Source organism: Massilia sp. Soil_C_3 (assembly GCF_057657035.1).
Genome location: NZ_JBDGJG010000005.1, coordinates 314,380 through 336,448 on the forward strand (window position 1 = coordinate 314,380; position 22,069 = coordinate 336,448).

The window sequence follows — 22,069 nt, forward strand, 5'->3', positions numbered from 1 at the left end:
GTCATGGCTTCTCACAGAAGGGAATGACCATGGAACTTCACCAGCAGTATCCGGTCCGCCTGCGTATCAACGGGCAAGACCGCGAATTCAACGTCGAATCCTGGGTAACCTTGCTTGACCTGTTGCGCGAGCGCGCAGGCATGACCGGGACCAAGAAGGGCTGCGACCAGGGACAATGCGGCGCATGCACGGTGCTGGTGGACGGCAAGCGCATCAATTCTTGCCTGACCCTGGCGGTCATGCAGGACGGCAAGGAAATCACCACAGTCGAAGGCCTGGCCAAGGGCGAGGACCTGCACCCGCTCCAGCAAGCCTTCATCGAGTGCGACGCCTTCCAGTGCGGCTACTGTACCCCCGGGCAGCTGTGTTCGGCCGTGGGCCTGATGAACGAGGGCCAGGCCACCTCGCGCGACGACGTGCGCGAACTCATGAGCGGCAATATCTGCCGCTGCGGCGCCTATCCGCAGATCGCGGACGCCGTGATCCAGGTGATGGACCTGCGCAAGAACCAGAATGGCGACAAGCCGGCCTTCACGACCGGGGCGGTGCTCGCATGAATCCATTTATCTTCACCCAATCGAAGGACCTCGATGGCGTGCTGGCGGCCTTGAGCGCCGGCGAAGCACGCCCGATCGCAGGCGGCACGAACCTGCTCGACCTGATGAAGGAAGGCGTGATGCGCCCTTCGCAGCTGGTCGACATCAACGGGCTCAAGACCGAGGGGCTCGACCTGGACCAGGTCGCACTTGACGACCAGGGTGGCCTGCTGCTGGGCGCCCTCGCCCGCAACGCGGACACGGCCTACAACCGGCTGGTGCGCGAGCGTTATCCGCTGCTGTCGAGCGCGATCCTGGCCGGCGCCTCGCCACAGCTGCGCAATATGGCGAGCAATGGCGGCAACCTGATGCAGCGCACCCGCTGCGTCTACTTCTATGACGTCGGCACGGCCTGCAACAAGCGCGAGCCCGGCACCGGCTGCCCGGCCAAGGATGGCGTCAACCGCCAGCACGCGATCCTGGGCACGAGCGAGACCTGCATCGCGACCCATCCGTCGGATATGTGCGTGGCCCTGCGCGCGCTCGACGCGACCGTGCACGTCCAGTCGAGCAGCGGCAAGCGGCAAATCCCCTTCGCCGACTTCCACCGCCTGCCGGAAGACCGACCCGAGATCGACAATACCCTGCAGCCGGGCGAACTGATCACCCACATCACCGTCCCGCAGGCCGACCGCTTCATGGCACACAGCGCCTACATCAAGGTGCGCGACCGCCTGTCTTACGCCTTCGCGTTGGTGTCGGTGGCGGCCGCGCTCGACCTCGATGCCGGCGGCACGATCAAGGCCGCGCGCATCGCGCTGGGCGGCGTCGCCCATAAGCCGTGGCGCATCGAAGCGGCCGAAGACCAGCTGGTGGGCAAGGCGGCGGGCGAACAAGCCTTCGCCGCCGCGGCCGACGCCATCCTGCAGGGAGCGCGCGGCTACGGCCACAACGACTTCAAGCTGACCCTGGCGCACAACGCCATCGTCCAGGCCTTGACCAGCGCCGCCCGCGGCACCGATATTGCCAGCGGAAGCGGCCGCAGTCCAGAGGGAGACAACGCATGACCGACCTGATTCCAGAATTGCGCGCTCCGAGCGCGCCGGCCGGCACCGGCCGCGTCAAGAGCGGCATGTCCGTCTCGCGCGTCGACGGCCGCGCCAAGGTCACCGGCCAGGCCCAGTACGCGGCCGAAGTGTTCGCCCCCGACCTGTGCTACGGCGTGGTCGTCAGCGGCACCGTGGCCAAGGGCCGCATCACCCGCATCGACACCGTCGACGCCCTCACTGCGCATGGCGTGATCTCCGTGATGACCCACGAGAACCGCCCCAAGATGCGCTCCTTCGACATCGCCTGGAAGGACATGACCGCGCCTGCCGGCTCGCCTTTCCGCCCGTTGTTCTCGGACCAGATCTTCTACAGCGGCCAGCCGGTCGCGCTGGTGATCGCCGACACCTTCGAGGCGGCGCGCCACGCGGCCCAACTGGTGCGCGTGCACTACGACGTCGAGGAGCATGAGACCAACCACCTCGAACGCCTCGACGAAGCCTACGAACCGAAGAAAATGAAGGCCGGCTTCACGCCGCCCAGCTCCACCGGCGACGGAGAGAAGGCCTTCGCCAATGCCCCGGTCAAGGTCGACTCGCAGTACTACAACGGGGTCGAACACCACAATCCGATGGAGATGTTCGCCTCGACCGTGATCTACGGAGAAGACGGCCACCTGACCATCTACGACAAGACGCAAAGTTCGCAGAACAGCCGCTGGTACGTCTCGCACGGCTTCGGCATCTCGAAGGACAAGGTCACGGTGCGCAATCCCTACGTGGGCGGCGCCTTCGGTTCCGGCCTGCGTCCGCAATACCAGCTGCCGCTGGCCGTGATGGGCGCGCTGCAGCTGAAGCGCTCGGTGCGCGTGGTGCTCACCCGCCAGCAGATGTTCAGCTTCGGCCACCGCCCCGAGACCTGGCACCGGGTCCGCCTCGGCGCCGACCAGGACGGCACGCTCAAGGCGATCTGGCACGAGGCGATCCAAGAGACGTCGCGGCTCGAGGACTACGTGGAAGTGATCGTCAACTGGTCCGGGCAATTGTATGCCTGCCCCGACGTCAAGCTGGGCTACCAGGTGGTGGCGCATGACCGCTTCACGCCACTGGACATGCGCGCGCCGGGTGCCGCCCACGGCGTGCACGCGCTCGAAGTGGCGATGGACGAGCTGGCGTATGAACTCAGGATGGACCCGCTGGCCCTGCGCCTGAAGAACTACACCGACGTCGCCCCGATCGAGGACAAGCCCTTCTCGACCAAAGAGCTGCGCGAATGCTACCGCCAGGGCGCCGAGCGCTTCGGCTGGGACAAGCGCCCGCTGGAGCCGCGCTCGATGCGTGACGGCGAAGAGTTGGTGGGCTGGGGCATGGCGACCGGAATCTGGGATGCGATGGTCATGGTGGCGCGCGTGAGCGCAGTGATGCACGCCGACGGCCGCCTGGTGGTCAGCAGCGCGGCAACCGACATCGGCACCGGGACCTATACCGCGATGTCGATCGTCGCCGCCGAACAACTGGGCCTGCCGATGGAAAAAGTGACCTTCCAGCTGGGCGACTCGACCTTGCCGATGGCGCCGATCGAGGGCGGCTCGTCCCATATGGCGACCGTGGGCTCGGGCGTGCACGGCGCCTGCGAGAAGCTCAAGAAGACGCTGCTCAAGATGGCCACCGGGATGAAGGATTCGCCCATCGACGGCGCCCGCATGCGCGACGTCGAATTCGGCGACGGCGCCATCTTCCTCAAGAAAGACCCGGCGCGGCGCGTCGAGATTGCCAGCGTGCTGCGTGAGGAGGGCAAGGACAGCGTCGAGGAGAAATTCTTCATGACGCCGCAGATGCTCAAGCAGCGCAAGTACGCGCGCGCGGTGCACTCGGCCGTGTTCTGCGAAGTGCGCGTCAACGAGAAGCTGGGCATGGTGCGCGTGACCCGCGTGGTAAGCGCGATCGCGGCCGGGCGCATCATCAGCGCCAAGACCGCGGCCAGCCAGATCAGCGGCGGCGTGGTGTGGGGCATCAGCCAGGCCCTGCATGAAGAAACCCATACCGATGAAAAGTACGGGCGCTTCATGAACCACAACTTTGCCGAATACCACGTGGCGGTGAACGCCGACATCCATGACATCGACGTGATCTTCGTGGAAGAGGACGACCGCATCGTGAGCAAGCAGCTCGGCGCCAAGGGCGTGGGCGAGATCGGCATCGTGGGTGTGGCGGCGGCGGTGTCGAACGCCATCTTCCACGCGACCGGCAAGCGCCTGCGGACCACGCCGATGACTCCGGCCAAGCTGCTGATGGGAGATCGCGAACTGCCGGTGCCGGCGCCGGTGTAAGCCGGTTTCGGCGGCAATATCCAGGCGCCGACGGCCTTCGCCGTCGGCGTTGTCGTTTCGACTTTTTCGTCTTGTGGCGTGCTGCTTTTACCGAACCTCGTCACACCCGCGCGACATACGTAGTTCCACGTAGTTGCATATCAATATGTTTACTGGTACAACCCTAGCTGCGTAAGACAACGCTAGAGCGCAGCAACGCACCACAAAGGTGCGGGCCGCCGACCCCATACCAAGAACGAGATTGACGAGGACGACAAACATGAAGCTCAAGATGCTGTGCGCTGTCGCGTGCCTGGCTGCCTTCGGCAGCGGCCTGGCCCAGGCCCAGAACTACCCTACCAAGACCATCACCATGATCGTGCCGTTCGCGGCCGGCGGCCCGACCGACACCGTCGCGCGCCTGGTGGCCCAATCGATGGGCAACACCCTCAAGCAGCAGATCATCATCGAGAACGTCGGCGGCGCCGGCGGCACGATCGGTGCGGCGCGCGCGGCCAAGGCCTCGCCCGACGGCTATACCCTGTTCCTGCACCACATCGGCCAGTCGACCGCTCCTGCCCTGTACCGCAAGCTGCCGTACAACGCGATCGACAGCTTCGAGCCGATCGGCCTGATCACCGACGTGCCGATGACCGTGGTCGCCCGCGGCAACTTCCCTGCCAAGGACATGAAAGAGCTGATCACCTACGTCAAGGCCAACAAGGACAAGGTCACCTACGCCCACGCCGGCCTGGGTTCGGCCTCGCACCTGTGCGGCATGCTGCTGCAGACCGCGATGGGCGTCGAGCTGACCACCGTGCCCTACAAAGGCACCGGACCGGCGATGAACGACCTGCTGGGCGGCCAGGTGGACTTCATGTGCGACCAGACCACCAATACCACCAGCCAGATCAAGAGCGGCAAGATCAAGGCCTATGGCGTGACCACCAAGACCGTCGTGCCGTCGCTGCCGAACCTGCCGACCCTGGCCTCGGGCGCGCTGCCGGGCTTCGAAGTGGGCGTCTGGCACGGCCTGTACGCGCCGAAGGGCACGCCAAAGCCAGTCGTGGACGCGCTGGCCAACGCCCTGCGCGCCTCGCTGCGCGATCCGAACGTGGTCAAGCGCTTCAACGACCTGGGCACCGAGCCGGTGCCGACCAACCAGGCGACGCCGGAAGCCCTGCGCACCCACCTCAAGCAGCAGATCGACCTGTGGGGTCCGATCATCAAGAAGGCCGGTGCTTTCGCCGACTGAGCATGAGCAGCTGAATTCGCGCACCGTACCGGTTTTTCCGGAGCGGTGCGCTTTTCTGTACCTGTTGTATCCGTCGTACCTGCAGCACCCGCATCACCGTAGCTGAAACACACTTCGAACCACTGCATCTGTAACACCGCATTTGCATCAAAAAAAAGGGGACCACCACGTGCCAGCATTCATACGCCACCCAAAGGATTTTTGGAGTGGCATCGTCTTTCTCTTATTCGGCCTCTCCGCCGTAGTCATCGGCCAGGACTATGAAATGGGAACGGCCGGCCGCATGGGTCCGGCCTACTTCCCGTCCGTGCTCGGCGGCCTGCTGTCGCTCGTCGGCGCGGCTTCGCTGATCCGCTCCTTCTTCCGCCAGGGCGAGCCGATCGGCCGCCTGTACTGGCGCGAGCTGTCCCTGGTACTGGTCGCCGTGCTGTTGTTCGGCTTCCTGGTGCGCGACGCCGGCTTGATCCCCGCGACCCTGGTGCTGATCATGATCAGCTCCTACGCCGGCCAGAAATTCAACCTGGCCAAGTCGATCGCACTCGCGATCGGCGCAGCGCTGTTCGCGGTGGGCCTGTTCGTCAAGCTGCTTGGCTTGCCGATGCCCATGTTTGGCCCCTGGTTAGGTGGAGCATAATCAAATGGAAATCTTCAGCAATCTCGCACTTGGCCTGGAAACGGCCTTCACCCTCCAGAACCTGTTCTATTGCCTGGTCGGCGTGTTCGTCGGCACCGCCGTCGGCGTGCTGCCGGGCCTGGGCCCGGTCGCCACCATCGCCATGCTGCTGCCGGCTACCTTCGGCCTGCCGCCGGAATCGGCCCTGATCATGCTGGCCGGTATCTACTACGGCGCCCAGTACGGCGGCTCGACCACCGCGATCCTGGTCAACCTGCCCGGGGAGTCATCTTCGGTGGTGACAGCGCTCGACGGCTACCAGATGGCGCGCAACGGGCAGGCCGGCAAGGCGCTGGCCACCGCCGCCATCGCCTCGTTCTTCGCCGGTACCGTGGCCACCATCCTGCTGGCCCTGGCCGCGCCGCCGCTGGCCGACATGGCGCTCGAATTCGGACCGGCCGAATACTTCTCGCTGATGGTGCTCGGCCTGGTCGCCTCGGTGGTCCTGGCCAGCGGTTCGCTGCTCAAGGCGATCGGCATGGTGCTGCTCGGCCTCTTGCTGGGCGTGGTCGGCACCGACGTCAACTCGGGCTCGGCGCGCTACACCTTCGACCTGCCCGAACTGGCCGACGGCATCAACTTCGTGATCGTCGCGATGGGCATGTTCGGCATCGGCGAAATCATCCGCAACCTGGAGCACGACGAGAGCCGCAACCTGGTCATGAAGAAGGTGCAAGGCCTGATGCTGAGCAAGGATGACTTCAAGCGCATCATCGCCCCGGTGCTGCGCGCGACCGGCCTGGGCTCGGTGCTCGGCATCCTGCCGGGCGGCGGCGCCATGCTGGCCTCGTTCGCCTCGTACTCGCTCGAGAAGAAGGTGTCGAAGAACTCGGCCATGTTCGGCAAGGGCGCGATCGAAGGCGTCGCGGCGCCAGAGGCAGCCAATAACGCCGGCGCCCAGACCTCGTTCATCCCGATGCTGACCCTCGGCATCCCGTCGAACCCGGTGATGGCGCTGATGATCGGTGCGATGATCATCCAGGGCATCCAGCCGGGTCCGGCCGTGATGACCGAGCAGCCAGCCCTGTTCTGGGGCCTGATCGTCTCGATGTGGATCGGTAACCTGTTCCTGGTGGTGCTGAACCTGCCGCTGATCGGCATCTGGGTGCGCATGATCATGGTGCCGTACCAGATGCTGTATCCGGCGATCCTGCTGTTCTGCGCGATCGGCGTATTCAGCCTGAACAACAGTACCTTCGACGTCTACCTGATGGCGCTGTTCGGACTGCTTGGCTACCTGTGCGCCAAGCTGGAACTGGAACCGGCGCCGATGCTGCTCGGCTTCATCATCGGACCGATGATGGAGGAGTACCTGCGCCGCGCCCTGCTGCTGTCGCGCAGCGACCCGATGGTGTTCATCGAGCGTCCGATCTCGGGCGTGATGCTGGGCCTGGCCGCAGCGGCGATGATCGTCGTGCTGCTGCCGTCGCTGCGCAAGAAGCGCGAAGAGGCGTTCCAGGAAGACTGACCTGACGGGTGCGCAAGCACCACCCGGCGCCGGCCCTCACAGGCCGGCGCTTTTTTTTGCTCAGTCGGCGCGGCGGCGCACCCCGCCTGCGGCGAGCGCCAGCGCCGCGAACGACGCCACCGCGACGTTTGCCGAAACGCGCTCCATCACAAAGCCGAACGCCATCGCGCCCAGGGTCTGGCCCACCGCGAGCGCCAGGAAGGCCACGGTCACGCCGGTCGCCGGCCGCTCGGGCAGCGCCGCGATGCCCCACACCAGATAGACGCCGGTCAGCATCAGATAGGCGGCGCCGAACAGCGCTCCCCCCGTGAGCACCAGCCACGGCGGCGCGCCGTCCAGCCCGACGGCGGCGACGGCCAGCCCCAACGCAATGTGGAATACCAGGTGCACGGCGCGCATGCCGAAGCGGGCGATCAGGGATCCCGCCATGGCCCCCACCACGCCCGCAGAGCCCATGACGGTCCACAGCATGCCGACCTGACCACCGCTCCAGTCGAGATTGGCCGCCAGCAGGTCGGCGCCGAAGCTCCAGACCACCGTGCTCGCGGCCCCGCTCAGGCCCGCGGCCGCGGCCAGGCGCTTCAGGTCGGGCGACAGAGGCGGCAGCAAGGGCGCACGCCCGGCCGGCTGCGCGGCGGCGCCGGCCAGCACCTTCAGCGTGGCCAGGGCCATCAGGATCGCGGCGCCGGCAAAGCCGGCAAAGGCCAGCCGCCACTGCGCACCCATCAGCGCCGCGACGGGGCCGGACAGGGCGACCCCGGCGCTGGTGCCGGCATTGATGAAGGTATTGGTCGCGTCCTGGCGGTCTGAAGGCGCGATCGAGGTCACGGCGGCCGCCAGCGCCGGCGAGGCGAGCCCGGTGCTCGAGCCGGCCAGGATGACGAAGGCCCCGAGCCAGGCGGGCGACGCGCTGCTGGCGATCCCGATCATGCCGATGGCGCCGGCCGCGCCTGCGGCGACAGCCACGCTGCGCGGGCCGACCCGCTCGGTCAGCCATGCCGCCAGCACGATTGCCAGGCAAAAACCGAGGAAGGAGCCAGCCGAGATGACCCCGGCCAGCGTGGACGAGAGCGCGAAATCGTCGGCGATCGCCGGCAGGAACAGACCGAAGGCGAAGCGCGCGAAGCCGTAGCAGACCGCGATCAGGCCGAAGCCGGTGGCGCCGAGAACGACGGTCCGGCTCATGCCGCGCGCGCCGCTGCAACCAGGTCCAGCGCCGCTGCGCATGCCGCCTCGACCGCGGCCGCCCCCTGCCAGGCACTGGCCGCCACCGCGCCCTCGAAGAGCAGCACGATGCGCTCGGCCAGCACGTCGTCGGCGCGCCCGAGGTCGGCCTCGACGATGCGGTCCACGTGCCGGCGCAGCCTGTCCTTGTGGGCCAATACCGCCTTGACGATCGCCGGTTCGGCGCCGCCGGTCTCGCCAAGCATGCGTAGGAACAGGCAGCCGCGCGCGCCTTCCTGGCCGATCCAGTCGGCCAGTGCGGCAAACAGCGCGCGCACGTCGCGCCCGTCGACCTGCTCGAAGAAACGCCGGTCGCGCGCAGCAAGAACATCGACCGCCAGGGCGGCCTTGCTGCCGGCGTGCTTGTACAGGGTGCGGCTCGACATCCTGGCCGCGCGGGCCAGGGTGTCCATATTGGTGGCCATGTAGCCGTGCTCGTAGAACAGGCATTCGGCGGTATTGATCAGTGCTGGGTTCGTATCCATGGCTCAAGTGTAAAACGATCGTTTTACACTCGGCGCACGGTTGGGAGTCAATCGAACCTGCGCTGCATGGCCAGCAGCACGGCGCCCACCAGTCCCACCCACATCACGACCCAGAACAGGTCCTGCCCCGCCAGCAGGCCGGCCTGGCGCGACATCTCGGCGCCGCCATCTAGAAGCGCCGTCGCCTTCTCGGCCAGCCTTGACGAGTGCAGCGCGGTGCGCTCCTGCAGCGCGATATTGGTCACGCCGACGCCCAGCGCCAGGCCAACCTGGCCCAGCATGTTCTTGAGTTGCTGGGCATGCGCGAACACCACGTTGTCGGCCTGCAGATCCTTGAACGAGTGGATCGCGGCGGTGGCCATGCCAAGCGTCAGGAAGCCGCCGAACAGGCCAAGCCACAGCATCACCGTGTCCCAGGCATTGGCGCGCGGATCGAGGGTCGCGAAGCGCCAGCCCAGCGCCGCCAGCATCAGGAAGCCGGTCACGAAGAACCTGGTCGGATGCGGATTGCGCTTGACCAGCTGCAGCATCACCGTGAACACGACGAAGGTCGACAGCAGGCCCACGCCCTGCAGCACGCCGGCCTGTTCCAGCCCCATGCCCAGGCCCTTCTGTACCGCCTGCGGCAGCAGGGTATTGACCATGCCGAGCACCGCGTAGCAGACCGCGAAGATGACGAGGCCCAAACGGTAGCGCGCACTGGCCAGGATGTTCAGGTGCAGAAACGGCTCGCGGCGGCGCGCCTTGAGCAGGCCAAAGGCGAGCAGCAAGGCAAGGCCCAGCGCCAGGTGGCCCAGCAGCGCGGCGCGCTCGCCGCCATGCCAGTCGTAGGTCAGGTGCTGCAGGGCGAACAGCGTGACCGCGGCGCCGCCACCGAGCAGGATCGCATCCGGCACGTGCAAACGCGTCGGGGTGCCGTCCAGCGTGTCGGCGCCGGGCGGCAGCCAGCGCGCCGCGATGCCGGCGCCGATCGCGGCCAGCGCTGCCAGCAGCAGGAACATGCCGCCCCAGGCTTCGTGGCCGATGAACTTCGCCGCCGCCAGGGGCCCGAGCGCCAGGCCGAGCGACAGTGCGCCGCCGAAGGCCGCAATGCCCTGCAGGCGCTGGGGCGACGGCGGGATCAGGTTCACCATCATGCGCGAGGCCGTCATGAACACGCCGCCGCCCATGGCCATCGACAGCCGGCCGCCGGCGAAGGCGGCGACGCTGCCGCTGCTGGCGCAGATCCAGGCGCCGATCATGTAGAACAGCACGCCGCCCAGCAGGTAGTTGCGCCAGCCGAGGCGCTGCACCAGCACCGTCAGCTGCGAGATCGACAGCACCGCCACCGCCGCGTACAGCGCCGAGACGGTCGCGTATTCCTCGGGCGAGGCGCCGATATGGCCCATGATGGCCGGGGCCGCGAACACCGTCATCCCGGTCGAGAGGAACTCGATGAAGTTGAAGACGAAGATCGCGGCCAGCAGGGCCGGACGCGGAATGGTCACACTAGTGGGGGCGTTCATCGCCTGCCCTTTCCATCAACGCGACGCCACCGCGCCCGGGTGGCCGAGCGCGCGCCGGATCGCCTCCTCGGCGCCATGCGACTCGGCCTCGAACACGACGGTCTTGTACTGCTGGCGCACGGCGCCGGCCTGCATCAGGCTCGGGCCCTGCTTGCTGCTGGTGTCGATCGCCACCTTCATCGACAGGCCCAGGCGCAGCGGGTGGCGCGCCAGGTCGGCCGGGTCGAGCGCGATGCGCACCGGCACCCGCTGCACCACCTTGATCCAGTTGCCGGTCGCGTTCTGCGCCGGGACGGCGGCGAAGGCGCTGCCGGTGCCGGCTTCCTGGCCGACCACGCGGCCATGGAAGACGACGTCCTTGCCGTACACGTCGGCGGTGACTGCCACCGGCTGGCCGATGCGCACATCCTTGAGCTGGGTTTCCTTCAGGTTGGCGGTGACCCACATCTGGTCCAGCGGCACGATCGCCATCAGGGGCGTGCCCTGCGCCACACGCTGGCCGATCTGGACGTTGCGGCGGGCGACGATGCCGCCCACCGGCGCGGCCAGCGTGGTGCGCGCCAGGCCCAGCGAGGCGTCGCGCAACTGCGCGATCGCGGCCAGCACGTCGGGATGGCTTTCGACCGTGGTGCCGTCGACCATGGCCAGCGCCGAGCCGACCTGCTGGCGCGCGGCCGTCAAGGCGGCGCGGGCGGCGGCCACGGCATCGCCGGCGTGGCGAATGTCCTCACCCGAGACCGCGCCGGTGTCGGCCAGCTTGCGCCGGCGTTCCAGGTCGCTGGTGGCCTTGCCGAGATCCGCCTCGCGCTGGGCGACCGTCGCGCGCAGCTGCTCGACGCCCGCGAATTGCGCCCGCACCTGGCGCGCAGATTTGGCCAGCGCGGCCTCGGCACGGTCCTGGGCCAGGCGCGCGTCGACTTCGTTCAGCTGCACCAGCACCTCGCCGGGCCGCACGAAATCGGTGTTGTCGGCCGCGATGCGGGTCACGGTGCCGCCGACCTGCGGCGTCACCTGCACCAGGTTGCCCTCGACATAGGCGTCTTCGGTGTGCTGGCTGTTCCAGCCGATGCCGAGCACCTCGGGCGAGGACCAGGCGATGCCGGCGGCGGCGGCCAGCACGGAGGCGGTCAGGCCGATCGCGATCTTGCGCCGGCCCTGGGGAGCATTGTTCGTATTCTTGGTGTCCATAGCGTTCTCTCGATTGTTCAATGCACGGCCAGGGCCTGGTAGCCGCCACCCAGTGCGCGCACCAGGTTCACGTCCAGCTCGTAGGCACGGGCGTCCAGGTCGGCCTGAGCGCGGCGCTGGACCACGACCTGGGTCTCGGCGATCAGCACCTGCACGAAGTTGCCCAGCCCCGCGCGGTAGCGCTGTTCGGCCAGGTCGTAGGCCTGCTCGGCCGCGCCCAATGCCTGGTCCTGCTCGCGCACCCGTTCGCCCAGCCAGCGCAGCGACGTCAGTTGCGCCGTCACGTCGCGCAGCGCCTCGATCACGGCGCCGTTGTAGTTCTCGACCGCGAGGTCGAATTCGGCGCTGCGCGCCGCGAGGTTGCAGCGCAGCCGGCCGCCGTCGAGCAGCGGCAGGGTAACCAGCGGTCCGGCCGCGAAGCTGCGGCTGCCGCCTTGCAGCAGGCGGTCGAAGCCCAGGCTGGCCAGGCCACCCGACACGCTCAGGTTCACCGTCGGATAGAACTGCGCCTTGGCTACATCGATCTCGCCGCTGGCCGCTTCGACCTGCCAGCGCAGCGCGACGAGTTCCGGCCGGCGACCCAGCAGCGCGGCCGGAATATCGGCCGGCGCCGCCGCCGGGCGCTCCAGGCGCAGTTGCGGACGGGCGATCGCCTCGGCGGCGTCCTGGCCCTGCCCGCCCAGGGCCGCGATCTGGCCGCGGGTCAGCGCGATCGCCTCGTCCAGCGCCGCGATCTGGCCGCGTGCGGACGGCACGCCGATCTCGGCCTGCTTCAGCTCCGCATTGCTGTCGAGCTGGGCGGAGACGCGCTGCTGCACCAGCTCGAGGATGCGGCTCCTCTGGCGCAGCTCGCGCTCGGCTAGGTCGCGCTGCGCGTACAGGTGGTCCAGGCGCAGGTAGGCCTGCACCACGGCGGTCGACACGGCAAGGCGCGCGGCCTGGGCTTCGGCCTGGCGCGCATTGACGCGGCCGGCGGCGGCGGCCACGCCCGCTGCGTTCTTGCCCCAGAAATCGAGCTCATAATTCAGGTTGACGCTGGCGTCGTTGACCCACTGCCAGCTGCCGGCCAGCGGCTTGGGCACGCTGCCGTTTTCGCTATAGCGCTGGCGCGCGGAACGGGCCGACGCATTGGCCTGCGGCCCCAGGCTTGCTGCGGCCAGGCCTTCGAGGGCCGCCGCCTGGCGCACCCGCGCCAGTGCGCCGGCGATCGTCGGGCTGGCATCGCTTGCGGTCTCCACCAGCCGGTCGAGCTGGGGATCGCCATAGGCGCGCCACCAATCCTGGGCCGGCCAGGTGGCGGCCTCGGTCGCCAACGACCCAATAGCACGCGATGAATTTGGAGCCGCGTCCTGATTCAGCCGGGCCAGTTGCGGCTGCGCGCCCATCGACACGCAACCACTGAGAACGAGCATCGCAGAAACAAGCGCCAGGCGGGTCGATAACCGGCCTGGCGCGGGAAGATATGGAAGCATGGTGTGCCTCGGCAAAAATACTGAATAGCCGAAGCATAGTTGCTCTGAGTTATTTAGGCCATGCCATAAGCGGCATGGGCATCATGCAGATTCTGCATAACCAGTCTCGGCGCCCAGCGTATTGGTGAGCGTCGTCAGCACGAACTCGCGCAGCCAGCGGTTGGCCGGGTCGCGATGGCTGCGCTCATGCCAGTACAGCGCCAGCTGCAGCGGCGGCAGCTCGACCGGCATGGGCGCCAGCAGCAGGCCGAGGTCGCGCGCCAGCGGCCGCGCCAGGCGCAGCGGGATGGTGGCGATCGCGTCGGTATGCAGCGCGATGTGGGCGGCCGAGGTGAAACTCGGCACGTGGCACAGGATGCGCGTGGGTTCGAGCAGCGTCTCGAGCTTGCGGGTCACGGCCACGTTGTGGTGGCTGGTGTGCTCCATCTCGATCAGCACGTGGCGGTGGGTCAGCCAGGCCTCGCGGTCGAGTTGCCCGGCCCAGGGATGGTCGCGCCGCATCACGCAGGCGTATTCGTCGTCCCACAGCTTGCGCTGGCGGATGTTGTTGAGCAGGTGCGGAAAGCGGCCGATGGCCAGATCGATGTGACCGCGTTCGAGCTGGGCCTCGAGCGAGCCCGGATCGATGTGCACGCTGCGCAGCTGTAGCCCTGCGGCGCCGTTTTTCAGCTTCGCCAGCCCGTCCAGCAGTTGCGGCAGGATGTTCACCACCGCGCCGTCGACCATATACAGGCCGAAAGAACGGGTGGCGGTCAGCGGATCGAATGCGGCCGGGCCGCCTTCGAGCTGGCGCGCCGCATCCAGCACGGCCGCCACCGGCCCGGTCAGCTCGAGGGCGCGCGCGGTGGGCTGCATGCGCTGGCCCGAGCGCACCAACAGCGGGTCGCCGAAATGGCGCCGCAGTTTCGCCAGCGCGCGGCTGACCGTGGGTTGGGTCATGCCGAGCAGTTCGGCGGTGCGGGTGAGGCTGCCCTCGCGCAGGAGGCTGTCGAGGATCAGTAATTGGGAAAGGTCGGGGATCACGGCCGCATCATAACATTGCGGCAATGATCCCCTGGGTGCCGGCTCAGCCGCCCAGCACCTTGCGCAGCGTGCGCGACAGGTCTTCGGCCGAGAACTTGGCGACATAGGCGTCGGCGCGCACGTTCTTGACGTGTTCTTCGTTGGTGCTGCCCGACAGCGAAGAGTGGATCACCACCGGCAGGTTGCCGAAGCGGTTGCTCGACTTGATGTTGCGGGTGAGCGTGAAGCCGTCCATCTCGGGCATCTCGAGGTCGGTCAGCACCATGGCCACGCGGTCGTACACGGTGCGGCCTTCGGCTTCGGCCGCGGCGGCGATCGTGCCCAGCTGGTCCCAGGCTTCCTTGCCGCTCTTGGTCATGATGTAGGGCAGGCCCATCGCATCCAGACCCTGCTCGATCAACGCGCGCGCCACCACCGAGTCGTCGGCCGCCAGGATCACGGAACCCGGCTTGATCGAGATCTTGGCGCCCACTGCCTGCTCCATGTTCTCGCGCTCCTGGGTCGGATTCAGGTTGCGCAGGATGGTCTCGACGTCCAGCACCTGGGCCAGGCGCGCCGGCTGGCCGTCCTGCTCGGGCAGGCGCGCGATGCTGGTCACCATGCCGCTGCCGGCGCTATGTTCGGCGGTCATCACCTGGCTCCAGTCCAGGCGCACGATCTCTTCCACGCTCTCGACGGCAAAGGCCTGGGTGGTGCGCGCGAACTCGGTCACCAGCATGATGTTCAGGCCCGACTTGGGCTTGACGCCGGTGATGCCCGGCAGGTCGAGGACCTGGATGATCTGGCCGCGCAGGTTGACCACGCCCAGCACATGGCGCGGGGCGCCGGCCACCGCCGTGATTTCGGGCATGGCGACGATCTCGCGGATCTTGAAGACGTTGATGCCGAACAGCTCGTTGTGGTTGCCCTGCTCGTCACCGCCCAGGCGGAACAACAGCAATTCGAATTTATTGGTGCCGGTCAGGTTGCTGCGTTCGTCGACTTCTTGTTGTACCGATTTCATGTTCCATCCTGGAGTAATAGTGCTGCACGGAAACCATTGCGGAAGTCATTGTAGTCGTGCGGCTCTTTCTTGGGTCAATACGACGCACAAGCCTTGCTGATTTTGCGAGAACGAGTGCAAAAAAACCACGGATTGTCACACCAGGCCTAGGGTGTAGTAGACGCCGATGACAACAAATACGGCCGCCGTCTTGATCAGGGTGACGGCGAAGATGTCGCGGTAGGCTTCGCGGTGGGTCAGGCCGGTGACGGCCAGCAAGGTGATCACGGCGCCGTTATGCGGCAGGGTGTCCATGCCGCCGCTGGCCATCGCCACCACCCGGTGCATGACCTCGAGCGGGATCCCGGCATTCTCGGCGCCGCGGATGAAGACATCGGACATCGCCGCCAGCGCGATACTCATGCCGCCCGAGGCCGAGCCGGTGATGCCGGCCAGCGAGCTGACCGAGACCGCTGCGTTCACCAGCGGGTTCGGGATGCTGCGCAGCGCATCGCTCACCACCAGGAATCCCGGCAGCGCCGCGATCACGCCGCCAAAGCCATACTCCGACGCCGTATTCATCGCCGCCAGCAGCGCGCCGCCCACCGCCGCCTTGCTGCCGTCGGCAAACCGCTTCGCCACCCGCCCGAATGCGGTCGCGATCACGAACAGGATCCCCAGCAGCAGCGCGGCCTGCACCGCCCAGATCGCGGTCACGGTCTTGATCGTCGTCGTTACCGGCGTCGCGATGCCGGGGAGGATCTCGGGCGGCACCGTGTGGCTGTCGCCGCCATACCAGATTGGAATCATGCGGGTGAACACGAAGTTGGCCACGCCGACCAGCAGCAGCGGCGCCACCGCCAGCAGCGGATGCGGCAAGCCGCCGGCGCCCGTGTCCACCCGTTCCGGTTCGTTCACCAGCGAGGTGCCGTAGCCCTCCCCATTGGCGGCGGCGGTGCGGCGGCGCCATTCCAGGTAAGCCAGCCCGACAGCCAGGATGAACAGCGCCCCCACGGTGCCCAGCACCGGCGCGGCCCACGAGGTGGTCTGGAAGAAGGTGGTCGGGATGATGTTCTGGATCTGCGGGGTGCCGGGCAAGGCATCCATCGTGAATGAGAAGGCCCCCAGCGCGATCGCCCCCGGCAGCAGGCGCTTGGGGATGTCGCTCTGGCGATAGAGTTCGGCCGCGAATGGATACACCGCGAAGACGACCACGAACAGCGACACGCCGCCATAGGTGAGCAAGGCGCACACGGCGACGATGACGGCATTGGCGCGCGCCGCGCCGATGTAGCGGATCGCGGCCGCCACGATGGACTCGGAAAAGCCGGATAGTTCGATCACCTTGCCAAACACCGCGCCGAGCATGAACACCGGGAAGTACAGCTTGACGAATCCGACCATCTTTTCCATGAAGATGCCGGAAAAGACCGGGGCGACCTGCGCCGGGTCGGTGAGCAGCACGGCGCCGAGGGCGGCGACCGGCGCGAACAGGATGACGCTGTAGCCGCGGTAGGCGGCGAACATCAGGAAGGCCAGTGCGGCCAGGACGATCAGGAAGGACAAGTCGACTCCATGTGATGGCGTGTAAAGACGTCATCATTATAGAAAGCATATGGCGTGATCGGCCAGCGCTCATTCGGCTTTCAGGTTCGCTTATGCAGCCGGCATCTGCAAACCCCGTCGTTCCCGCGCAGTTAGCCCGTCGTTCCCGCGCAGGCGGGAACCTAAGTTTGCACGCATATCGACAGCGCAAGCAAGCTTGGGTCCCCGCCTTCGCGGGGAGTCGTTACTGCCAGTGGCAGTAACGACGGTGGTGCTACGCCACATTGTCCTCGACCCGTGGCGTCGTCGATCCACTGGCAAGGGTAATGCGGGTGCGCTTGGCCAGCGGCGCGCTCGGCGCGGCGCCGTTGGCGTCCAGCGGCTTGACCTTGGTGAACACCACGCTGAATGAAGCCGCGGTCACGGTGGCCACCGCATAACCCTGGGCATCGTGGTCGGCATAGGCGAAGGCAGGATTGTTCATGCGCAGCACCTGGTCGAAGCCCTGCGGCGTGGCGACCAGCGGCGCCAAGGGCGTGCTGCCGGCGCCGGCGCGCAGGTACTGGTAGAACGAGGAGCTGCTGATGCCGGCGCTGACGAAGTCCACCGCCACCGGACGGCCGCCGACCGGATCGTTGCTGTCGTAGATCACGCCGCACTGGAAGGCGTGCAGGTCGCCCGTGATCGCCACCACGTTCTTCACGTTGTTGCTGGCCAGGTGGCCCAGCATTTCGGCGCGGTAGGACGGGAAACCGTCCCAGCCGTCGGCGTTCACGATATACAGGTTGTTGTACGGCGCCGGCGCCAGCGTGCGCATGTCGAGCCACATGCGGTTGAGGGTCACTTCATTGCCCCACACCTTCCAGGTGGCCGTCGAGCCTTTCATGGTGTCTTTCCACCACTGGGTCTGGGTCGGGCCGAGCAGGCCCGGATTGCGGCCCAGCGCGCTTCTCGCGCCGGCCTCGAACTGGGCCAGCAGCGGCTGCGGCACGAAGTAGCGCGAACCGATCGAATCGTCGCCGTTCACCGGGTCGCCCTGCAGCATGCTGGCGTAGGCCGCTTCATTGACCACGTGGTCGTCGCGGTACAGTCGCTGATCGGTCATCACCAGGTGCATCAGGGTGCCGAAGCGGAAGTCACGGTAGATGCGGATATTGTCGTAGCCGGCCTTGTTCAGGTCGAACGAGACGTCGCCCCAGTCGATCGGCATGTACTCGGCCCAGGCCTGGGTGGCGTTGCGGCGGCGCGAGGTCTGCTGCTGGTTGGCGTTGTCGTAGGTCTGGTGGTCTTGCCAGCAATCGTCCGAGAATTCATGGTCGTCCCAGATCACGATCATCGGGCACTTGGCGTGCAGCGCCTGCAGGCGCGCGTCGCTGCGATAGGTGCGGTACAGGGTGCGGTAGTCGGCCAGGGTGTTGGCGTAGCGCCCGCCGCCTTCGATCGTCACGCCGTCGGGCAGGTTGATGCGCGCATGGGCCGGCTCGGCGCGGCCGGACTGGAAGTCGGCGCCGACCGTCTCGTAGACGTAGTCGCCCAGGTGGACGATGAAATCGAGTTCTTCGGTCGCCATCATGCCCATCGCGGCCCAGTGGTTGATGCTCCAGTCCTGGCAGGTCATCCAGGCGAAGCGCATCTGCGCCGGAGTGCTGGCGGCGCTTGGTGCGGTCCTTGCCTGGCCCACCGGACTCAGGTCGGCGCCGGCGCGGAAGCGATAATAATAGCGGGTGACCGGGGCCAGGCCGGTCAGCTTGGCGCGCACCGTGTGGTCGTAGGTCGGCACTGCCCTCAGTTCCACCACGCCGGCAACCTGGGTGAATGCCGCGTCAAGCGCCACCTCGAGCCGCACAGCGACTTCTTCGCTGCCGCTCTTTGGCGCGCAGCGGGTCCAGAACACGATGCTGCCCTCCTTCGGATCGCCGCTGGCGACGCCCAGCGGGAAGCTGAAGCTGCCCTCTGGCGGCGTGTCGTCCGAGCCGCCGCAGGCAGCCAGCAAGCCGCCTGCGCTGGCGACGGTGAAATATGCGCTACTGCGTAAAAAGCCCCGACGATCCACTTGCCACCTCCCTGTTGAAAACGTGTCGGCAGTCTAGCGAGCCGATATTTCCGAGGCATGACAGGGCGGCGGGATGCCTAGAACAGCGTTTGCTGCGGACTCGTGAGATTGGCGAAGCTGTCGCCCAGGAAGGGCAGGATGGCGTCGGCCACCGGCTCGAGCTGGCGCGTGAGGTAGTGTTCGTAGTCGATCGCCCCGTGGCGCGCTTCCATCGGCTCGGGGCCGTTCAAGGTCATCACGTAGCGGATCCAGCCGCCCTTGCGGTATAGCGCGGTGCGGCCATGGCGCAGATGGTGCTCGTCGGCCATGCGCGCGGCGCGCACATGCGGCGGGACGTTGCGCTGGTATTCTTCCAGTGGCCGCCGCAGGCGCTTGCGATAGACGAGATCGTCGTCACATTCACCGCGCAACATGCGGGCGACCAGTTCGCGCACATAGTCTTCGTAGGGCTGGCCCTTGAAGATGCGTTCGTACAGCCCCTGCTGGAAGGCTTGCGCGAGCGGCGTCCAGTCGGTGCGCACCGTCTCCAGGCCTTTATAGACCATCTCTTCGCCGCCGTTCGCCGCTGCCGCAAGGCCTGCGTAGCGCTTCTTGCTGCCTTCGTCCGAGCCGCGCACGGTCGGCATCAGGAAGCGGCGGAAGTGCACGTCGTACTCCAGTTCGAGCGCGCTCTCGATGCCCAGCTCGGCCTGCAAATGCGTGCGCCACCAGCTGTTGACGTGATCGACCAGGGCCTGCCCGATGCGGCGCGCATCGCCTTCGGCATGTTCGCGCCCCAGCCAGACGAAGGTCGAATCGGTGTCGCCGTAGATCACCTGGTAGCCCTGCTCCTCGATCAGCTCGCGCGTGCGGTGCATGATGTCGTGGCCGCGCATCGTGATCGACGAGGCCAGGCGCGGGTCGAAGAAGCGGCAGCCGGTGGTGCCGAGCACGCCGTAGAAGGCGTTCATGATGATTTTCAGCGCCTGCGACAGCGGCGCATTGCTTTCCTTCTTGGCGGCCTCGCGGCCGGCCCAGACCTGGGCGACGATGCCGGGCAGGCAGTGCCTGGTGCGCGAAAAGCGTCCGCCGCGATAGCCCGGGACCGTGGCTTCCTCGGGCTCGCGCAAGCCTTCGACCAGGCCGAGCGGATCGATGAGGAAGGTGCGGATGATCGACGGATACAGGCTTTTGTAGTCCAGCACCAGCACCGAATCGTACAGGCCGGAACGCGAATCCATCACGAAGCCGCCGGGACTGTCGGCGCCGGCGACGTCGCCGATATTGGGTGACACCCTGCCCTGGCGGTGCAGCAGCGGCATGTACAGGTGCTCGAACGCCGCCACCGAACCGCCGCTGCGGTCGGCGGCCAACCCGGTCACGCTGGCGCGCTCCAGCAGGAAGGCCATCAGCTTCGTGTTGTCGAAGATGCGGGTGACCAGCTCGCAATCCTTGAGGTTGTACCAGGCCAGTGCCGGCTTGTCCTCGGCGAACATGCGGTCGATCTCGGCCATGCGGTCGTGCGGGTTGTCGATCGCCTTGCCTTCGCCCAGCAGGGAGCGCGACACGTTCTCGAGACTGAAGGACGGGAAGCTCCAGGTGGCCGAATGCAGGGCATCGATGCCGTCGATCACCAGGCGGCCGGCGATGCAGATGAAGTAGTGTTCCTGCTTGCCGCCGTGCTCGCGCCATTCGATCGCGCTGCCGTCGCGGCCCAGGCGCAGCGGGCGATTGAACCGGTCGGCGTGCTTTTGCAGCACCCGCATGTCGAACTGGATCAGGTTCCAGCCGATGATGGCGTCGGGATCGTGGCGGATGAACCATGCTTCCAGCCGGTCGAGCAGTTCGAGGCGGGTAGCGCAGTATTCGAGTTCGAAATCGAGTTCAAAATCGCGTTCGCCGTCTTTTCCATTGGGTGGCCCCAGCATATAGACCTGGCGCTGGCCGCAACCTTCGAGCCCGATCGAGCGCAGCTCGCCCTGGAAGGTGGTCTCGATATCGAGCGAGACCGTGCGGATCGCCGGCCGGTAGCCGGCCGCCGGCTTCAGGACGGCATCGACCAGCAACAGCGGATCGCCGTCGACGGGCGTGCCGCCAAAGCTCACCGGCGCCGTGATGAAGCGCTCCATCAGGTAGCGCTCGGGCGGACGCACGTCGCCCTCGAACACGTCGAGGCCGTGCTGGCGCAGCTGCTTTTCGATGCGCAGCAGCTGGCGGTATTTGCGGCAATACAGGCCGGCCACCGGCCGGTGCCGAAAATCGAGCAGGTCGAGCGGGCGCAGCTCCCATCCGCGTTCATCGCTCAGCAACTGCTCGACGGTCGCGCGCTGCTCCTCGGGGATGAAGGCCACGGGCTTCTGTACCGGCAGGCGCAGGCGGCGCGGTCCGGCATCGGTGGCGAGCCAGAACTCGACCTCGCAGCCGGCGGCGGTGTCGCGCCAGTGGCGCGTCAGGAGAAAGCCGGTGTCCATCAGCGGTAGCGCTGCAGCTCGGCCTCGGTGAAGCCAGCCTGGCGCCGGCCTTCGATATTGAACGGTCCCTTGAGGACGGGCGCCTTGTAGAGCACGGTCAGTTCGTCGTAGGTGGCGATCGGCTCCAGCCCGCGTTCCTCGCACAGGCTGAAGTACCAGCGGTTGCCGATCTCGACGTGCCCTACTTCGTCCACCAGCAGCCGGTCGAGGATCTGGGCCGCGGCCAGGTCGCCGGCCTGGGCGATCTTCTTGCGCAGCGGCGGAATCGCATCGAGCCCGCGCGCCTCCAGGGTGCGCGGCACCAGCGCCATGCGCGCCATGACGTCGTCGCCCGTCTTGGCCACCATCTCCCACAGGCTGTCGTGGCCGGGGAAGTCGCCGTAGGCATAGCCGAGCGTGGCCAGGTGGGCGCTCAGCATCGTGAAATGCAGCGCCTCTTCGTCGGCCACGCGCAGCCAGTCGAGGTAATACTGCTCCGGCATGCCGTGAAAACGCCACAGCGCGTCCAAAGCCAGGTTGATGGCGTTGAATTCGATGTGCGCGAGGGCGTGGACCAGCATGGCCCGGCCCTCGGGCGTGGCCATCGAGCGGCGGCCGACTTGCAGCGGCGGCACCAGTTCGGGGCGGACCGGGCGGCCGGGGATGCCGGCGGGCGCGGCGAGCGCGATGCCTGTGTCGATGCGCACGGTCCCGGCCTTGCAGGCGGCGGTCAATGCGGCGACCGCCTGGGCCTTGGTTGCGGGATCGGTTTCGAGCAGCGCGTGCAGCGCGGCGGCGCGGAGTTCCATGATGGTGACTAGTCAGGCGAAAGACGGCATTTTACTCAATTCCACAGCATGTTCTTGAGGGGCGCCA

The 22,069-nt window shown here is 67.1% G+C and carries 17 protein-coding genes; 6 read left to right on the forward strand and 11 right to left on the reverse strand.

The window, feature by feature from the left end; genetic code table 11:
- The first annotated feature begins 29 nt into the window (after positions 1-29).
- From AC3A6F_RS12050 to AC3A6F_RS12075, 6 genes are all read left to right on the forward strand, one after another.
- Positions 30-557: a (2Fe-2S)-binding protein gene (locus AC3A6F_RS12050; RefSeq protein WP_487680955.1), complete on the forward strand. Its 528-nt coding sequence runs from the start codon at positions 30-32 to the stop codon at positions 555-557.
- On the forward strand, positions 554-1,603 hold the full coding sequence (locus AC3A6F_RS12055; RefSeq protein WP_487680957.1) for an FAD binding domain-containing protein: 1,050 nt from the start codon (positions 554-556) through the stop codon (positions 1,601-1,603). The genes AC3A6F_RS12050 and AC3A6F_RS12055 overlap by 4 nt, the downstream gene beginning before the upstream one ends.
- Positions 1,600-3,912, forward strand: a complete 2,313-nt coding sequence (locus tag AC3A6F_RS12060; protein ID WP_487680959.1) for a xanthine dehydrogenase family protein molybdopterin-binding subunit — start codon at positions 1,600-1,602, stop codon at positions 3,910-3,912. Before AC3A6F_RS12055 ends, AC3A6F_RS12060 begins: the two co-directional genes overlap by 4 nt.
- Positions 3,913-4,171: 259 nt before the next feature.
- Positions 4,172-5,146 (forward strand): tripartite tricarboxylate transporter substrate binding protein BugD, encoded by a 975-nt coding sequence (locus AC3A6F_RS12065; RefSeq protein WP_487680961.1) that lies wholly within the window; start codon positions 4,172-4,174, stop codon positions 5,144-5,146.
- 169 nt (positions 5,147-5,315) lie between these two features.
- Positions 5,316-5,780: a tripartite tricarboxylate transporter TctB family protein gene (locus tag AC3A6F_RS12070; protein WP_487680963.1), complete on the forward strand. Its 465-nt coding sequence runs from the start codon at positions 5,316-5,318 to the stop codon at positions 5,778-5,780.
- Between the two features lie 4 nt (positions 5,781-5,784).
- Complete coding sequence (locus AC3A6F_RS12075) at positions 5,785-7,287, forward strand: tripartite tricarboxylate transporter permease (RefSeq protein ID WP_487680965.1); 1,503 nt, start codon at positions 5,785-5,787, stop codon at positions 7,285-7,287.
- A gap of 60 nt (positions 7,288-7,347) precedes the next feature.
- Here the strand turns inward: AC3A6F_RS12075 and AC3A6F_RS12080 are convergent, their stop codons facing one another.
- The 11 genes from AC3A6F_RS12080 to AC3A6F_RS12130 form a co-directional block, all read right to left on the reverse strand.
- Complete coding sequence (locus AC3A6F_RS12080; protein WP_487680967.1) at positions 7,348-8,472, reverse strand: MFS transporter; 1,125 nt, start codon at positions 8,470-8,472, stop codon at positions 7,348-7,350.
- Positions 8,469-8,996 (reverse strand): TetR/AcrR family transcriptional regulator, encoded by a 528-nt coding sequence (locus tag AC3A6F_RS12085; RefSeq protein WP_487680969.1) that lies wholly within the window; start codon positions 8,994-8,996, stop codon positions 8,469-8,471. Before AC3A6F_RS12085 ends, AC3A6F_RS12080 begins: the two co-directional genes overlap by 4 nt.
- Before the next feature lie 47 nt (positions 8,997-9,043).
- Positions 9,044-10,501 carry an MFS transporter gene (locus AC3A6F_RS12090; RefSeq protein ID WP_487680971.1) on the reverse strand — a complete coding sequence of 486 codons (1,458 nt, stop codon included), beginning with the start codon at positions 10,499-10,501 and terminating at the stop codon, positions 9,044-9,046.
- A 15-nt stretch (positions 10,502-10,516) separates the two neighbouring features.
- The gene (locus tag AC3A6F_RS12095; RefSeq protein ID WP_487680973.1) at positions 10,517-11,689 is read right to left on the reverse strand and encodes an EmrA/EmrK family multidrug efflux transporter periplasmic adaptor subunit; all 1,173 of its coding nucleotides are present in this window, start codon (positions 11,687-11,689) and stop codon (positions 10,517-10,519) included.
- A gap of 17 nt (positions 11,690-11,706) precedes the next feature.
- Complete coding sequence (locus AC3A6F_RS12100) at positions 11,707-13,161, reverse strand: efflux transporter outer membrane subunit (protein ID WP_487680975.1); 1,455 nt, start codon at positions 13,159-13,161, stop codon at positions 11,707-11,709.
- A gap of 81 nt (positions 13,162-13,242) precedes the next feature.
- On the reverse strand, positions 13,243-14,184 hold the full coding sequence (locus AC3A6F_RS12105; RefSeq protein WP_487680977.1) for a LysR family transcriptional regulator: 942 nt from the start codon (positions 14,182-14,184) through the stop codon (positions 13,243-13,245).
- A 43-nt stretch (positions 14,185-14,227) separates the two neighbouring features.
- Positions 14,228-15,187, reverse strand: a complete 960-nt coding sequence (locus AC3A6F_RS12110) for a chemotaxis protein (RefSeq protein WP_123070530.1) — start codon at positions 15,185-15,187, stop codon at positions 14,228-14,230.
- A gap of 135 nt (positions 15,188-15,322) precedes the next feature.
- Positions 15,323-16,732, reverse strand: coding sequence for a GntP family permease (locus tag AC3A6F_RS12115; RefSeq protein ID WP_487680980.1), 1,410 nt, complete (start codon positions 16,730-16,732; stop codon positions 15,323-15,325).
- A gap of 253 nt (positions 16,733-16,985) precedes the next feature.
- Positions 16,986-18,764 carry an alkaline phosphatase D family protein gene (locus tag AC3A6F_RS12120; RefSeq protein ID WP_487680982.1) on the reverse strand — a complete coding sequence of 593 codons (1,779 nt, stop codon included), beginning with the start codon at positions 18,762-18,764 and terminating at the stop codon, positions 16,986-16,988.
- Positions 18,765-18,841: 77 nt separating this feature from the next.
- Complete coding sequence (locus tag AC3A6F_RS12125) at positions 18,842-21,214, reverse strand: DNA polymerase II (protein ID WP_487680984.1); 2,373 nt, start codon at positions 21,212-21,214, stop codon at positions 18,842-18,844.
- Entirely contained in the window at positions 21,214-22,002 is a 789-nt protein-coding gene (locus AC3A6F_RS12130; protein ID WP_487680986.1) for a ferritin-like domain-containing protein, read from the reverse strand. Before AC3A6F_RS12130 ends, AC3A6F_RS12125 begins: the two co-directional genes overlap by 1 nt.
- Between the last annotated feature and the right edge of the window lie 67 nt (positions 22,003-22,069).